The organism is Paenibacillus odorifer, from assembly GCF_000758725.1.
Taxonomy (GTDB): domain Bacteria; phylum Bacillota; class Bacilli; order Paenibacillales; family Paenibacillaceae; genus Paenibacillus_AQ; species Paenibacillus_AQ odorifer.
The window spans coordinates 6,394,289-6,409,446 of sequence record NZ_CP009428.1; the positions used below are offsets into that span (position 1 = coordinate 6,394,289).

Sequence of the window (15,158 nt, forward strand, 5' to 3'; positions counted from 1 at the left end):
TTAATCTGGTTAAAGCTTATTCTTCACACTCAGATATATCCCCGCAGGAATGGCGAGAAGCTGAGGAATGAATACGCCCGAAACAGTTGCTACCAGGGAGAAATGCTCAATCTTGACCGAGAACATGGTGACCAAAATTGCGAAGCTAATCCGTGTAACAAAACCGAGGCTGAAGGCATTCCCTTCGTTGCTCGCAATCGACTGCGTAACCCGTCGAACCTTGACGGCCAGATAACGAAAGTTTACCAATCCCGCCACCAGACCCAGAGTCATGCCCAGTGTAATTGCCCGGGTCTCATGATGAAGCACCCAGCCCATTAAGAGTCCTGCCATAAGGACGAGCGTAACTCTAGTGACGGTATTGATCATGGGAGTCATATTATCCATTCTGCTCCCCCAAAAATTTTTTAATTAACAAGGCGACATTCACAATTCCCAGAATCATTCCAGTTATAGTGCCAATGGCGAGCCAATATTTTGGCCCCTCCATCAGGTCTTTCAGCCATCTTGCCGCAAAAAAACCAATAAGAATGTAAGCGGCAAGCAAAGTGCCTGCACTTCCAATGACAAGCGCGGTCTGTAACAAGCTGTCCTTGCTATTTTGTTCTTTCATGGGCTACAATCCCAACTAATTTTACTGAATTTCCTGAGTCTTTGTCAATTCATTGAACATTGCCTAAAAACCCTTGAAAACATGAAAATAATCACAGCAAAACGTTCCAAAACCATATAAACCGTACAGTTTCACTGTATGTTGATTTTAATCAGATCAGATATTAGTTTAATTGAAATTATTTATTTTTTGTGAACATTCTGTGAAACTCTTCAGGACGTTCCTTATTAACACCAAAATGGTGCAAAATCGCATTGACAATTCGTTGGGAAGCCTTGCCATCTCCATACGGGTTGGCGGCCCGACTCATCGACTGATAGAGCTCATTATCAGTCAAAAGAGCATGTGTCCGTTGATACACCTTCTCCTCGTCCGTGCCCACAAGTTCCAGCGTTCCAGCCTCTATCCCTTCGGGACGCTCCGTTGTATCACGAAGCACAAGAACAGGCACTCCATAAGAAGGAGCTTCCTCTTGCAGACCGCCGGAATCGGTCAATATCAAGTGGGTATGCGGATAAAAATTATGCAGGTCCACGACATCCAGCGGATCAATCAGCTTAATTCTTGGATGTCCTCCCAGTATCTCATGTGCAGGTTCCTTAACGGCAGGACTCGGATGCACAGGGTAAACAATGGCGACATCTTCGAATTCATCAGCGATTCTTTTAATAGCTCGGAAGATATTACGATGCGGTTCACCTTGAGATTCTCTGCGGTGAGCGGTCATCAAAATAAGTCTTTTTCCTGAAGCAAAATCCAAAACAGGATGCCGGTAATCCGGCTGTACGGTATATTGAAACACATCAGTTACGGTGTTGCCTGTGATATAAATACTTGATTCTTTTTTGTTCTCGTGTCTCAGATTACTAGCTGACCAATCGGTTGGAGCGAAATGCAGATCGGCTAATACACCTGTTAATTGACGGTTCATCTCTTCAGGATAAGGAGACAATTTGTTCCATGTCCTAAGTCCTGCTTCTACGTGCCCAACCTGAATTTGCTGCAGGAAGGAAGCGTAACTAGATAAAAACGTTGTTAAGGTGTCCCCATGCACCAGCACGAGGTCAGGCTTAACCTCCCTCAGTACAGGTTCCAAACCTTCAAGCACACGAATAGTAATCTCGTTCAAGGTCTGACGGTCCTTCATCACATCCAAATCGTAATCAGGGGTGATATTAAACACTTCCAACACTTGATCGAGCAGTTCTCTATGCTGCGCTGTTACACATACTATTGATTCGATATGCTCAGGATGCTTCTTCAGTTCAAGAACCAGAGGAGCCATCTTGATCGCCTCGGGGCGCACTCCGAAAATAGTCATTACTTTGATTTTGGACATAACCCCTACCCTCTCATCAAATATTCTCGCATTACTATACTTAATACTTAATTACTTATTACTTGGTTCCATAAAGACGGTCACCAGCGTCACCAAGGCCTGGCACGATGTAACCATGTTCATTCAAATGATCATCAAGCGCTGCTACATAAATATCAACATCCGGATGAGCTTCCTGAACTGCAGCAACACCTTCTGGCGCTGCAATCAAGTTCATCATTTTGATCTGTGTACAACCACGGTTCTTCAGTGAGGTAATCGCAGCAATTGCGGATCCGCCTGTAGCAAGCATTGGGTCAATCACTATCAACTCACGTTCCTGTACATCAGTTGGAAGCTTGATATAATACTCCACTGGTTGAAGAGTGTCTGGATCACGGAAAAGCCCTACATGTCCTACTTTAGCCGCAGGTAGAAGCTTCAGTACACCTTCAAGCATACCTAAACCCGCACGAAGAATAGGAATAAGCCCCAGCATTCTTCCCGAAATCACTTTGCTTTCCGTCTCAGTGACCGGTGTCTGTACCGTAATTGTCTCTAGTGGAATATCACGTGTAATCTCATAAGCCATCAATGTGGCAACTTCGTCAACATGTTCTCTGAAATCCTTCGTGTTTGTTCTAACGTCGCGAATAAATGTTAGTTTGTGTTGAATTAAAGGATGATCGCAAATCACCAATTTTCCCATTTACTGTCCCTCCGGTAATTGTAAGTCTTGTCTATAGCCATAGAAAGCGCTTTGCTTCTCAGTGGCTAAATCCTGTCTATTATAGCACTCCCGCCGCTGCATTTCACCTCAGAATGGTACTTGAACTCACATTGAACATATTCCCTTGTATTTCCTTGTTTTTAAAGGTAATGATTGGCTTAATTAGGAAACCAATCACTTATAAAACCTAGATTATGTTGTGCAACTTTGGCTTTTTCATACTATTCACATTATTTTCACTAATTTTATTGAAAGTTCCATGAACTTTCAAGATTAATTTCATTCAATTTCATCTATTAACTGCAGTAATATTTGTGAACAATATGCAACAAAAAAGCCTCCATCAAACCCGGAAGAGGGTATGAATGGAGGCAGAATCATTTCTTATTGGAAGCAAAAATTTAGTATTTCAACTCTGGATAAAGAGGGTATTGGTCAGTCAACTCAGCCACTTGACGGGCAGATTCTGCCAAGTTTGCCTCATCCTTCGGATTCTTTAGAACATTAGCAATGATACGTCCAATAGTGACCATTGCCTGCTCGTCCATACCACGGGATGTGACTGCAGGTGTACCAATCCGAATACCGCTTGTTACAAAAGGACTTGTAGGATCAAATGGAATTGCGTTTTTATTCACAGTAATCCCGATGGAATCTAGTACTTTTTCCGCATCTTTTCCGGTAATGTTCAGATTACGGGTATCCAGCAGCATCAAGTGGTTATCTGTACCTCCGGATACAATGTTAACCCCTTCACTGATCAACGTTTCTGCAAGAACATTAGCGTTCTTCACTACATTTTGAGCATAAGTCTTAAAGGATGGCTGCAATGCTTCACCAAATGCGACTGCTTTTGAAGCAATTACATGCATCAAAGGTCCACCTTGGGAACCAGGGAATACCGCTTTATCAATAGCAGCTGCCCACGGCTGTCTGCACATAATCATACCTCCGCGGGGACCGCGCAAAGTCTTATGCGTAGTAGTTGTAACGAAATGAGCATGAGGAACCGGGCTCGGATGAAGACCAGCAGCAACCAATCCTGCGATATGGGCCATATCTACCATAAATAGCGCACCCACATCATTGGCGATAGCGCCAAGTTTTTCGAAATCAATAATACGCGGATAGGCACTGGCACCAGCTACAATCATTTTTGGACGGTGCTTGAAGGCTGCTTTACGTACTTCATCATAATCAATTAGGAAAGTATCTTCTTGTACTCCATAAGCAACGAAGTTATAAAGCAATCCTGAAGCATTAACTGGGCTACCGTGTGTCAAATGACCGCCGTGAGCCAAATTCATTCCAAGAACAGTGTCGCCAGGCTTAAGCGCAGCCAGATAAACTGCCATATTTGCTTGAGCGCCGGAATGTGGTTGTACGTTGACATGATCCGCGCCAAACAATTCTTTTGCACGATCACGAGCAAGGTTCTCAACGATATCTACATCTTCACAGCCACCATAATATCGTTTGCCTGGATAACCCTCTGCATATTTGTTCGTAAGCACGGAGCCCATAGCTTCCATTACGGCTTCGCTAACGATATTCTCTGAGGCAATAAGCTCAATGTTGGCACGCTGACGTTTCAGTTCCAGTTCCATCGCTTCCAGTACTGCCGGGTCACTCTTACGCAATTGTTCCATGTTCTTATTTCCTCCCTAGTGTGTGTAGATATGTTGTATTTAAGTAAAAACGATTTGCCCGCCATAAAGTGACTTAGGTCTACGTTTCTGCAAAAAATATAAAAACTAAAGTTCGTTAATCACAAAACTGTGAACCACTTTGTTCTGGAGCACGATATACCGCACGTTCCCCGCCAATTAGTGGGGGTCTGGTCCATGCCGCATTCACTCTGGCTGCTCCAATGTAGCGTAGAGTCGGACGGAAAGGAACGGCTACCCGCCGTAAATGCATTCCTATCAGAGTCTCGCCAATATCTAAACCAGCATGAGCTTCTATCGTTTCCGCCAAAACAGGATCTTTCATAGCGTGATAAGCAGCCGTAGCCATCGAACCTCCAGCACCTCGTATAGGTACAGCTGATACTTCCTTCAGACCAAGTGACTCTAGCAGAGAGCGTTCCATTACAAGTGCACGATTTAAATGCTCGCAGCACTGATACACAGGATGAAATCCTTTTTCCGCTGCTACTAAACGAACACCTTCAAGCAGTTGTTCTGCAACTTCAAGTGCACCACCAGTTCCAATCCGGACACCAGCAACTTCACTTGTGCTCACTCCGATGACAACAATTTTGCCTGACCCAAGGTTACCAGCCTCCGCCAACTCCCTTAACACAGTGACGGTGGCATCAGTTAATGATAGCTCTACAACTTCGTCCATCACTCTACCTCCTCAAACTTCAAACAAGCTTATTTTAAACAAAAAAGAGCAGTCCGCAGGTAGCTGCGGATTTGCTCTTTTGCCCAGGCGACCGGCCGTTTATTCCGATGCTCCATCGTGGTTTGATCCACATTTGTCGCCAGTTACATCGGAACCGATTATTTGTAACTTCATCTTAAAGCAAAGTGAACTGAAAATCAACCATTTACATATGGCGGAAGGTTTCCAGCTTATCCAGCAAACTGAATAGCGCAGTGCGAATCTCAGCAGCAGTTAGCTCATAGTCCTCACGCGTGCCACCAAATGGATCAGAAATATCGAAGCTCGGAATACGCTGGCGAATCTCAATCATCCGCTGCAGATCCGTTGCATTCGGTTCACCACCAAGAGCTAAGCTCAACTCCGCATCTGCGTAAAGGCTGTCCAATTCCTTGATATCTTCCGTCACCGCATCTTCATCATGCACGTATTCCTTCAATGTATAGGTTTTCGTTACAGCATCCGGAAAATACTGCAGCAAATGCTGCTTATGCCCACCCGTCAAGGTCAGCACAAGGTCGGCCCAAGCGACAGCTTGACCTGTCAATTGTGACGACTCCATTGAATCATGAATTCCTTCTTCCTGCAGTATAGCTGCAGCATGTCTTGATATAGAAGTACCGGAAATGGCGGATACACCTGCAGACCGCACTTCCAGGTCGATTCCACGTTCCTTCGCGAGCTTTCGTAAAAGCCCCTCAGCCATAGGACTTCGGCATGTATTTCCGGTGCAGACGAATAAAATATGCAGCATGTTTTGCACCCCCATGAAATTAAATATTCTAATGCCGTTATTGTATCAAAAGATGAATAGCAAGCCAAACCCCAGAAGTATTGCACCGCCTAGTGCTTCTCCATAATCCCCGAGACCACGACTGACATGCCGTCCAATTAGCAACCCTAGAATCGACATTAGTCCCCCGCAGGCACCGAAGGCTAAGATGGTCAAAAGCACTCCATTCACAAACATCCCCAGTGATACACCCACGGAGAAAGAGTCAATACTCACACTGAGCGAAAGAAGTATCATCCCCCACAAGGTTCGATGATCCATAGCTCGCGAGCTTCCCGTATCCGGACGAAAGGAGTTGTACACCATATGCCCGCCTAAAAGAACTAGAAGACCTCCAGCAGCATAAGTCGTTACTTGACCTAACAGGTGTCCGACATAACTTCCTGTCAATAAACCCAGGAGAGGCATCAGCATATGAAAAACAGCAATGAGCAGACTCATTTGCAGAACATGCAGCAGACGAATACCTTTCATCCCGATCCCTACACCGAGCGAAAAGGCATCCATCCCTAATGCAACCGCCATTATAGTAATGGTAACAATCTGCCCCCATTCGGTATATACATCTCCTAAGCCCATGCTTACCCCCCCAAGTCCGAAATATCTTGTACAACAACGATATGCGGACAAGGGGGTAATCATGACTTCATATGGGAGTCATGTACGAAAAAGCAACGCCGTGGTTATCCGGCGTCGATGACGGATCCGCCGGCGGCTTTCATAAGCCGGTTCATGATGGCAGCGCCGAGGCCCGTATACGGGCAAGCCTCGGCTAAGATGTAAGTCGCTCCCGCTTCATCGAAACGCCGCAAAGCGGCATATAGGGAGCGAGCCCCTTCCTCCGGCGAGGATAACGAGCCGAGGGAAAGAACGCAGGCGGCAGGATCGGCGGGATAAAGGGCCTTATGTTCCTCGAAGAGGAGCAGGCCCGTGACCTCGCCGTTTAGCTGCGCCGCCTGAAGTTTACTTGCGGCTTCGTCCGCCACGCGCTGCGGGGAAGAGCCGCGCACTACAGCAAGCCAGCCGCGCGGTGCGTAGTGCGTGTACTTCATGCCCGGCGCGCGCGGTGCCGAGCTGTCGCCAGCAGTACTGAAACCAGCAGCAGACTTAACGGTTTCAGACCTAGCAACGGGAGTCTTTACAGCCCCCGAATCAGCCACGACAGTAGTGGTAGCGGCAACAGTTGCCTCAGCATTACCGGGCTCTGAGCTTACAGCTTCTGCTCCCACCACTGCAGCCAATTGCTCCGAAGTAATCCCGCCGGGGCGCAGCACAGCAACTTTTCCGTCAGGCTGTACCTGTACCACTGTTGACTCTAGTCCAACTCCAGCAGCACCACCATCAAGGACGCCATCGATGTATCCAGCCAAATCTTCCATCACATGTGAAGCTAATGTCGGGCTCGGTCGACCCGAACGATTAGCGCTGGGCGCCGCAACTGGACAACCCGCTGCACTTATCAGCGCCAGAGCTACCGGATGATCCGGCATCCGCACACCAACCGTATCCAAACCCGCCGTCACACAAGGCGACAGTACACCTTCACGAACAGGAAGCACAACTGTCAGCGGACCAGGCCAATAAGCTGCCATCAGCGCGGCCGCCTTAGGATGCATCTCTGCAACAAGCTCGTCCAAAGCTGCCGTATCCGCAATATGTACAATTAACGGATTGTCAGAGGGCCGGCCTTTTGCCGCAAAAACAGCCTCAACTGCCGACGTATTTCGGGCATCCGCCCCTAGCCCGTAGACGGTTTCGGTTGTAAAAGCCACTGTTCCGCCTTCGCGAAGCATTGTTGCTGCCTCCGCTATCGCCAGCTTGTCAGCTTCATTCGGCTGAAATACCTCAGAGTTCGTTCCCTCAACAGAATTCAACTTCCAGTATACAGTCTCATCTCTATTTCCACTCCGCCGCTGAACGGCGAATAAAGGATTATTGTGTTCATTCATTCTCATCACAGGCTTTCTAGAAGATATAATTTATCTTTAGCAAAAAAACGGCCCCAGTAGGGAGCCGTGATAGATCTGCTTATAAAATAGTAACATATCTGGGGTCTTACGACCATAATCCACTGATCCAGTTCCAAAGGTTTTGCAGCAGCTCCCAGACGAAGAACCGTACCTCTGGCTCAGCAGCAGTTTCTCCTGATGAAGCACTTCCTGCCGTGGAATCAGCCTGCACTGTTTTTGCAGCTGCCGATTTCACCTTAGCACTGCTATCCGCACCAGCAGCGGACACTGTTTTTGTACCTTTGTCAGCAGCAGGCGCTGCCGCATCTCCGGAGCCTGCATCGATAAAGCAAAGCGGAGGAAACAGTACACACCACCAATTTTGTCCCTTGCCCGCACCAAGTGTGACCCGCACAGCTTCATACTCCCCAGCAGGATAGACAGTACCACCGTATAATTTAGTGGGAAAAGGAACCACGCCGAGCTCCACTTTGTAGGAATATTCAATGCCCCGTTTCTCCAGCTCTGATCCAACCAGCGCATTAAGCTCCGGCAGATGATTTCTAATCAGAGCACGTGCCTGCTCCAAGCTCTGCGGATCCTCAAGAGCAGATACCCACTGGTTCATTTGCTCCACAATTTTATCACGAATTTGCCGTTTCACCAGCTGATCTTGCGCTCCGTCAGAATTAGCTAGAATACGTAACCGGATAGATTCTTGGGGAATAGATACTTCAGCTACTGCAGCATCGGTTTTTTGACCTTCCCAAGCCATCATGAGGACCATAAAAAAACAAATTAAAATGGCAGTATACTTAAAAGTTACACGTAAGGAATCTCTTTTATTCATATGATTATCGTTCATTTGTTGCAGCCCCTCTCCTCTTAACTCTCATGCTAGTAGTATGCCCGGAGATAAGAGACTGCAAACCTATGAATCTATTAAATTTATAACTTCAATGCCAGCTCCTTATGCAGCTGCAAATCTTCCTCCACATCCTGCCCATAAAGATGCACGCTCATCACGACCCCCATGCTGGCCATATTAATCAGAAGAGACGTGCCTCCATAACTGATAAACGGAAGTGTTATTCCTGTCAACGGCATCAGGCCGATAAAAGCTCCAACATTCTCAAGAATTTGATACAACAGCATAGCCGTAATTCCAATGATTAGAAATGGTCCGCTACGCTCCTTACTCTCGAGAGCAATCAATATCATCCGATGCAGCAAAATAAAAAAGAGCAAGAGAAGCAGCGCAGACCCCACAAATCCAAACTCCTCGGCAATCTGCACGAATATCGCATCCGAATAGGTATATGGGACACGATTATTCTGCACAGAGCTGCCCTGCATATATCCCTCTCCACTCATTCCCCCGGAGGCTATAGCTAATTTGGCATTTTTCGTGTGATAGCTTGCCTTATCTGTCGCTAAATCAGGTACCAGCCAAGGGTCAAACCGCTCCACTAAATGATCCTTACCAATGCCTTCAAAAAAATTGACTGCTTCATCATGATAGTTTATATAGCTCAAAATCCCAGCAAGACCAATCCCACCCACTATAAGCAAGCCGATGAGCGCATGCGACAATTTGATGTTCCCAATCCATAAAAGTCCAATTAATATTACGATGTAACTAAGGGCATTTCCCAAATCATTTTGCATAATCACTATTCCAAATGGAATGAACGTAAGAATGGTGAGAGGAACAATTCCTTTCCAGAAGGTTAAGGTAGACCCTTGTTTTCGAATTAAGATCGATGATAAAAAAAGAATTAATACCAATTTAAACAGCTCGGCAGGCTGAAACCTAAGTCCACCGATCTCAAGTCCCAATTGAGCACCGTTCTCTACTTTACCAATAAAACTAACCGACACTAACAAGACTAAGCCCAAGAGATAAATATAAAGTGCATGTTTAACAAATATCTTAAAGTCCACAAAAGCGAGCACAATAAAAACCACAAAACCTAAAATATAGTATTTAAGCATTTGTAAATGAAAGCCATCCAATTTCATCGGAGGCGTTATTCTTCCATTAGTTACACTGTATATTGAAAAAATACTAATCACCATCAGCAAAATCAGAACAGTAACAATTACCTTATCAATCCTTTTGAACTTTTGAAGCATCTGCAAGCCCCTTACTCTGTTAAGGTTTCAACTCTCCTCTCTCAGGGAAAGTCGTTCCTTTCTATTGTAAAACATTCGTCAATATAATTCCAAATTTATGTAGCCAATCTATAAAATATCTTTCTATTAAAATTACACTCTGACGTGATTTTACTCTATAATCCAAACCTATCGGACTCAGTAGACTTTATTTATGGATTTATTGCTCCACGGGAACTTTTGCGGACTCCAGAGTCGTTATTACTTGCCATTTTGCAGTAAATCCAGTCTTTTTGATCAAATAACGTCTTTGCGGTCCGATACTATCCAATAAGTAGTTAATATTCGAATATAAGGGCATCTGAGTCCGAGTCAGGATACAAATACAAATACAAATACGAATACGAATACGAATTACTTCCAGCCAGCTTACCTGAAACGGTCCGTATTACGTATTACACCAATCCGACGAAGCCGTCCACCATCAAAAAGAACCGCCAGCCCCCTATTAAACAATAAGGACCTGACGGTTCTATTTTATTTCGTGGTTACACCTGTTTGGCAGCTGCATAAGGAGTAGGTTTAGGAAAATCTTCTTCTACTTCTTGCCCGTGCAGGCGCACACTCATTACCAGCCCGATGCTGGCCATATTGATGAGCAGTGATGTACCCCCGAAGCTGATGAAAGGTAGCGTAATACCAGTCAAAGGCATCAAGCCGATAAATGCGCCGATATTCTCAAAAATCTGATATAGCATCATGGCGACAATTCCGACAATCAAGAACGGCCCGGCTCTATCCTTACACTCCAGCGCAATCAGAATCATTCGGTGAATGAGGATAAAGTACAGCAGCAGCAGCAGCGCCGCCCCCACAAAACCGAATTCCTCGGCAATTTGCACGAAAATGGAGTCCGAGTAGGTATATGGCACACGATTCGTTTGAACGGAATCTCCCTTCATATAGCCATCACCACTCATTCCTCCAGAAGCAATAGCAATTCTAGCATTGGTGGTATGATACTTAGCCTTTTCTGTTGCCTTTTCGGGAACAAGCCAAGGATCAAAACGTTCAATCCAGTGAGATCGCCCAATATCCGTAAGAAAGGTTTTAATTTCATCGTGATAATGGATATAACTCATAATTCCCGCAATCGCAGAACTAGCCACGATGACCAGCCCGATTAATGCATGCGTGTATTTAATATTGCCAATCCACAACAGACCCGCAAGAATCACAACGTAAGACAAGGCATTCCCAAGGTCATTTTGGGTAAGAACAATAAGAAATGGAAACAAGGTCAGAAGGCCGAGTGGCACAACATCCCGCCAGAACAGAAGCTTACTCTTATTCTTGCGGACAAGCATGGCCGCCAGAAAAAGAATCAATATCAGCTTGAACAGCTCAGCAGGCTGCAGACTCAGACCCCCAGGCAGGGTCAACCAGCCTTGCGCATTATTTTTGGTCTCGCCCAAAAAGCTGACGAGCACCAGCATCCCTATCCCAAATAAATAAATATATATCGCATATTTCACTAAAATTCTGTAGTCCAAAAAGGTCATTCCAATAAAAGCCACAAAACCAATAGCATAATACATCATCATACGAATATGATGTCCGTCCAGCTTCTCTCTTCCATGAGTAACGCTATATATGGCGAAGATGCTGACAACCATGAGTAATAACAGAACGACTACAATAGCACCATCAATCTTTTTAATCTTCTGAAGCACGCTCTGCCTCCCTACTCTATATCTGGGCTTTCTTTATGATCCCCTAAGAAATCCTGCTAAATTCTATTGTAAAGGAAGTCGGATTGAAAATACAATTTCTCTACCCCGGACAAAATGAACCCTCTGCATAGCAGGCAATATTATCTCGTTATGCCTAGCACATGACGCGGGATTCCAGCCAGATCATTAATGGTGATAATCTCGGTCCAATGGCCCGCTGCCGCAAGGAGTGCAGCGACTTGCTCAGCTTGACCGAAGCCAAGCTCAAAGCCGATCAGGCGCGGCGGTGCCGGGAGCAGCGTTAGCTGCTCCATCATACGGCGGTACGGGTCCAGCCCGTCCGCTCCGCCATCCAGCGCAGTGCGCGGCTCATGGTCGCGCACCTCACGCTGCAGCCCGGCGATATCCTCACCGGGGATGTACGGCGGGTTGGAGACGAGAATATCCGTCTCCATCCCCGCGAACGGCTCGAGCAGATCGCCGAGCCGAAAGTCCACAGCTGTGCCATTGCGCAAAGCGTTGCGCTCGGCCACAGCCAGAGCCGCCGGCGAAATATCGCCGGCGCAGACCCGCCACGCCGGCGCTTCCGCCGCCAACGTGACGGAGATCGCTCCGCTGCCGGCGCCGATATCGACGGCGGCCAGCGGTCTTGCGGCGCCTCCGTTGCGGGCCGCAGCGCCGCCCGCGCTATCCAGCGCCGCTTCGCCCGGCGTTACAACGCCGTTCGGCCAAAGCTCCGCGCCGTAACGTAAAATCGCCTCGACAAGCAGCTCCGTCTCCGGCCGCGGAATAAGCACGTCAGGCGTCACCTCAAAAGGCCGCCCGTAAAATTCTTGCTCGCCGATGATATACTGCACCGGCTCACCAGCGCCCCGGCGGGTAACTCCCGCCTCAAATGCTTCCTTAACCGCTGCTGGAAAAGGATCTGCCAACGCCATATAATAAGCTGCGCCAGACACTCCAAGCACATGCTCCAGCAGCAATTGTGCACTGCGCTGCGGTTCATTGCAGCCGCTCCGGCTCAAAAAAGAAGAAGCCTCCGCAAAGGCTTCCCGGATGCTTTTGACTTCCGACATGACATATACGCCATCGTTCAAAGCATTATTCTCCATTATCCATATTATCCATCAAGTCAGCTTGTTCAGCGATTGAAAGGGCTGAGATAATTTCAGTGATTTCTCCGTTCATAACCTGCTCCAAACGGTGCAGTGTCAGGCCAATACGATGGTCTGTAACCCGGCTCTGCGGGAAGTTATACGTCCGAATGCGCTCACTACGGTCACCCGTACCTACTTTACTCTTCCGTTCACCAGCATACTTCGCTTCTTCTTCCTGCCGTTTCATATCAGAGATACGGGCACGAAGCACTTGCAGCGCTTTTTCTTTATTGGAGTTCTGTGACTTACCGTCCTGACAGGTAGCAACGATGCCTGTAGGTACATGGGTTACACGTACTGCAGACTTGGTCGTATTTACAGACTGTCCGCCTGCACCACTTGAACAGAAGGTATCCACGCGAATATCTTTATCATGGATCTCGATCTCAAAAGCCTCAGCTTCCGGCATCACGGACACCGTAGAAGTAGAGGTATGAATACGACCTCCGGATTCGGTCGCTGGGATACGTTGTACGCGATGCGCACCACTTTCGTATTTCAGCTTACTGTATGCACCACGGCCGTTAATAAGGAAGATTACCTCTTTGAATCCACCAAGATCACTCGCGTTAACATCCATTAACTCAACGCGCCATCCTTGTGCATCAGCATAACGAGTGTACATCCGGTAAAGATCTGAAGCGAACAATGCTGCTTCATCTCCACCCGCTGCACCACGAATTTCAACGATTACGTTCTTATCATCATTCGGGTCTTTAGGCAGCAGCAACACGCGGATTCTCTCTTCCAGCTCCACTTGACGTTTGGAAAGGTCATCAATTTCCATCTTAACCATTTCTTTCATCTCATCATCAAGCTTTTCGCCTTGCATCTGCTTAGCAGCTTCAAGCTCTTCCATTACACTCTTATATTCAGTATACGCCTCAAATGCGGGCTGTAGGTCTGATTGTTCTTTGGAATAGTCCCTCAGTTTCTTACTGTCGTTTGCAACATCCGGATCACAAAGCAGTTCACTGAGCTTCTCATAGCGGTCCGCCAGGGATTGCAATCGGTCCAACAAGGGAATTCACCTCTCCTGATTCAATTTCAAATTCGCAAATATAACATCAAATTTGTACTGTCATAAAAATAGATATACGACTTTATATTATACCAAAGATATTGTGAAATGGCTACAGTTCCGTACGCACAATACCTTAATAAAAAGCTTATATTTTTAAAAAGGATCATCCCAGCAATAGAAACTCCCACTGCTCGAGATGACCCCTATATCATTCGTACACTTAAACCTTCTTAAACGTTAAAACGGAAATGCATTACGTCGCCGTCTTGCACCAAATATTCTTTACCTTCAAGACGCAGTTGACCACGTTCCTTCGCACCGTTCATGGAACCAGCTGCCACAAGATCCGCGTAAGCCACTACTTCAGCACGGATAAATCCCCGTTCGAAATCTGTATGAATTACACCGGCAGCTCCAGGTGCTTTGGTGCCGCGACGAATCGTCCACGCCCGAACTTCCTGAACGCCTGCTGTGAAATACGTATACAAGCCAAGCAGTTTATAAGCCGCTTTAATCAACCGGTTAAGGCCGGATTCTTCCAGTCCCAGCTCTTCCAGGAACATAGCTTTATCTTCACCTTCAAGCTCAGCAATTTCTGCTTCCACCTTAGCACTGATCGGAACAACTTCTGCACCTTCAGTAGCTGCAAAATCGCGAACTTGCTGTACATAAGGATTGTCCTCAGCACTTGCCACTTCATCTTCACTTACATTCGCCGCATACAGCACTGGCTTCAATGTTAACAAATGAAGATCACGGATAATAAGCTTCTCGTCATCAGACAATTCTATACTACGTGCAGGTTTATCTTCGTAGAGCACTTCTTTGACGCGTTCTAGCAGCTCAACTTCTTGAGCGTATTTCTTGTCGCCGCCTTTGATATTCTTACGGGAACGCTCAATCCGCTTCTCAATGCTCTCAATATCAGCAAGAATCAACTCCAGATTAATGGTCTGGATGTCGCTGATCGGATTTACCTTTCCATCAACGTGGGTAACGTTCTCATCTTCAAAACAACGAACCACATGCACGATAGCATCTACTTCACGGATATGGGCCAGGAACTTGTTGCCTAGTCCTTCTCCTTTACTGGCACCACGCACGAGACCAGCAATATCAACAAATTCAAAAGCAGTAGGTACGGTCTTGTTCGGCTGTACCAGCTCAGTCAGTTTATCAAGACGTTCGTCTGGAACTTCAACAACACCAACGTTAGGGTCAATGGTACAAAAAGGGTAGTTAGCGGATTCTGCACCCGCTTGCGTTATCGCATTAAACAATGTGGATTTTCCTACGTTAGGAAGACCGACGATTCCAGCTTTCAAAGCCATTTATATG

The 15,158-nt window shown here is 46.5% G+C and carries 15 protein-coding genes and 1 riboswitch; all 15 genes read right to left on the minus strand.

The genetic code is table 11. The features are described 5' to 3' along the window. Window positions 1-9 precede the first annotated feature (9 nt). Complete coding sequence (locus PODO_RS27975; protein WP_036681578.1) at window positions 10-387, minus strand: ATP synthase subunit I; 378 nt, start codon at window positions 385-387, stop codon at window positions 10-12. Then, a complete protein-coding gene (locus PODO_RS27980) occupies window positions 380-613 on the minus strand; it encodes an AtpZ/AtpI family protein (protein ID WP_036681579.1) in 234 nt (77 codons plus the stop codon). The genes PODO_RS27975 and PODO_RS27980 overlap by 8 nt, the downstream gene beginning before the upstream one ends. 178 nt (window positions 614-791) lie before the next feature. Further along, window positions 792-1,952: a non-hydrolyzing UDP-N-acetylglucosamine 2-epimerase gene (wecB, locus tag PODO_RS27985; protein ID WP_038573641.1), complete on the minus strand. Its 1,161-nt coding sequence runs from the start codon at window positions 1,950-1,952 to the stop codon at window positions 792-794. Window positions 1,953-2,010: 58 nt separating this feature from the next. After that, entirely contained in the window at window positions 2,011-2,640 is a 630-nt protein-coding gene (upp, locus tag PODO_RS27990) for a uracil phosphoribosyltransferase (RefSeq protein ID WP_036681583.1), read from the minus strand. A 422-nt stretch (window positions 2,641-3,062) separates the two neighbouring features. Further along, window positions 3,063-4,310, minus strand: a complete 1,248-nt coding sequence (gene glyA, locus PODO_RS27995) for a serine hydroxymethyltransferase (RefSeq protein WP_038573642.1) — start codon at window positions 4,308-4,310, stop codon at window positions 3,063-3,065. A gap of 115 nt (window positions 4,311-4,425) precedes the next feature. Continuing rightward, on the minus strand, window positions 4,426-5,010 hold the full coding sequence (locus PODO_RS28000; protein ID WP_038573643.1) for a TIGR01440 family protein: 585 nt from the start codon (window positions 5,008-5,010) through the stop codon (window positions 4,426-4,428). A 74-nt stretch (window positions 5,011-5,084) separates the two neighbouring features. Next, window positions 5,085-5,167: riboswitch (ZMP/ZTP riboswitch) on the minus strand. Between the two features lie 48 nt (window positions 5,168-5,215). Then, on the minus strand, window positions 5,216-5,803 hold the full coding sequence (locus PODO_RS28005) for a low molecular weight protein arginine phosphatase (RefSeq protein ID WP_038573644.1): 588 nt from the start codon (window positions 5,801-5,803) through the stop codon (window positions 5,216-5,218). Between the two features lie 45 nt (window positions 5,804-5,848). Beyond that, window positions 5,849-6,421, minus strand: coding sequence for a manganese efflux pump MntP (locus PODO_RS28010; RefSeq protein WP_038573646.1), 573 nt, complete (start codon window positions 6,419-6,421; stop codon window positions 5,849-5,851). Between the two features lie 104 nt (window positions 6,422-6,525). Continuing rightward, complete coding sequence (locus PODO_RS28015; RefSeq protein ID WP_038574938.1) at window positions 6,526-7,791, minus strand: L-threonylcarbamoyladenylate synthase; 1,266 nt, start codon at window positions 7,789-7,791, stop codon at window positions 6,526-6,528. A gap of 106 nt (window positions 7,792-7,897) precedes the next feature. Next, a complete protein-coding gene (spoIIR, locus tag PODO_RS28020) occupies window positions 7,898-8,656 on the minus strand; it encodes a stage II sporulation protein R (protein ID WP_080742650.1) in 759 nt (252 codons plus the stop codon). A gap of 83 nt (window positions 8,657-8,739) precedes the next feature. Next, window positions 8,740-9,927: an FtsW/RodA/SpoVE family cell cycle protein gene (locus tag PODO_RS28025; RefSeq protein WP_038573648.1), complete on the minus strand. Its 1,188-nt coding sequence runs from the start codon at window positions 9,925-9,927 to the stop codon at window positions 8,740-8,742. A gap of 527 nt (window positions 9,928-10,454) precedes the next feature. Then, window positions 10,455-11,639, minus strand: a complete 1,185-nt coding sequence (locus PODO_RS28030; protein ID WP_038573650.1) for an FtsW/RodA/SpoVE family cell cycle protein — start codon at window positions 11,637-11,639, stop codon at window positions 10,455-10,457. 140 nt (window positions 11,640-11,779) lie between these two features. Next, on the minus strand, window positions 11,780-12,715 hold the full coding sequence (gene prmC, locus PODO_RS28035; RefSeq protein WP_244886402.1) for a peptide chain release factor N(5)-glutamine methyltransferase: 936 nt from the start codon (window positions 12,713-12,715) through the stop codon (window positions 11,780-11,782). A gap of 25 nt (window positions 12,716-12,740) precedes the next feature. Beyond that, window positions 12,741-13,817, minus strand: coding sequence for a peptide chain release factor 1 (gene prfA, locus PODO_RS28040; RefSeq protein WP_036681601.1), 1,077 nt, complete (start codon window positions 13,815-13,817; stop codon window positions 12,741-12,743). Between the two features lie 233 nt (window positions 13,818-14,050). Then, entirely contained in the window at window positions 14,051-15,151 is a 1,101-nt protein-coding gene (gene ychF / locus PODO_RS28045; RefSeq protein WP_036681604.1) for a redox-regulated ATPase YchF, read from the minus strand. Window positions 15,152-15,158 lie beyond the last annotated feature (7 nt).

What these genes read in the sequence shown, in the direction of transcription:
- PODO_RS27975 (WP_036681578.1), bottom strand. Translation starts at nt 387, where the DNA reads ATGGATAATATGACTCCCATGATCAATACCGTCACTAGAGTTACGCTC.
- PODO_RS27980 (WP_036681579.1), bottom strand. Translation starts at nt 613, where the DNA reads ATGAAAGAACAAAATAGCAAGGACAGCTTGTTACAGACCGCGCTTGTC.
- wecB (WP_038573641.1), bottom strand. Translation starts at nt 1,952, where the DNA reads ATGTCCAAAATCAAAGTAATGACTATTTTCGGAGTGCGCCCCGAGGCG.
- upp (WP_036681583.1), bottom strand. Translation starts at nt 2,640, where the DNA reads ATGGGAAAATTGGTGATTTGCGATCATCCTTTAATTCAACACAAACTA.
- glyA (WP_038573642.1), bottom strand. Translation starts at nt 4,310, where the DNA reads ATGGAACAATTGCGTAAGAGTGACCCGGCAGTACTGGAAGCGATGGAA.
- PODO_RS28000 (WP_038573643.1), bottom strand. Translation starts at nt 5,010, where the DNA reads ATGGACGAAGTTGTAGAGCTATCATTAACTGATGCCACCGTCACTGTG.
- PODO_RS28005 (WP_038573644.1), bottom strand. Translation starts at nt 5,803, where the DNA reads ATGCTGCATATTTTATTCGTCTGCACCGGAAATACATGCCGAAGTCCT.
- PODO_RS28010 (WP_038573646.1), bottom strand. Translation starts at nt 6,421, where the DNA reads ATGGGCTTAGGAGATGTATATACCGAATGGGGGCAGATTGTTACCATT.
- PODO_RS28015 (WP_038574938.1), bottom strand. Translation starts at nt 7,791, where the DNA reads ATGAATGAACACAATAATCCTTTATTCGCCGTTCAGCGGCGGAGTGGA.
- spoIIR (WP_080742650.1), bottom strand. Translation starts at nt 8,656, where the DNA reads ATGAACGATAATCATATGAATAAAAGAGATTCCTTACGTGTAACTTTT.
- PODO_RS28025 (WP_038573648.1), bottom strand. Translation starts at nt 9,927, where the DNA reads ATGCTTCAAAAGTTCAAAAGGATTGATAAGGTAATTGTTACTGTTCTG.
- prmC (WP_244886402.1), bottom strand. Translation starts at nt 12,715, where the DNA reads ATGTCGGAAGTCAAAAGCATCCGGGAAGCCTTTGCGGAGGCTTCTTCT.
- ychF (WP_036681604.1), bottom strand. Translation starts at nt 15,151, where the DNA reads ATGGCTTTGAAAGCTGGAATCGTCGGTCTTCCTAACGTAGGAAAATCC.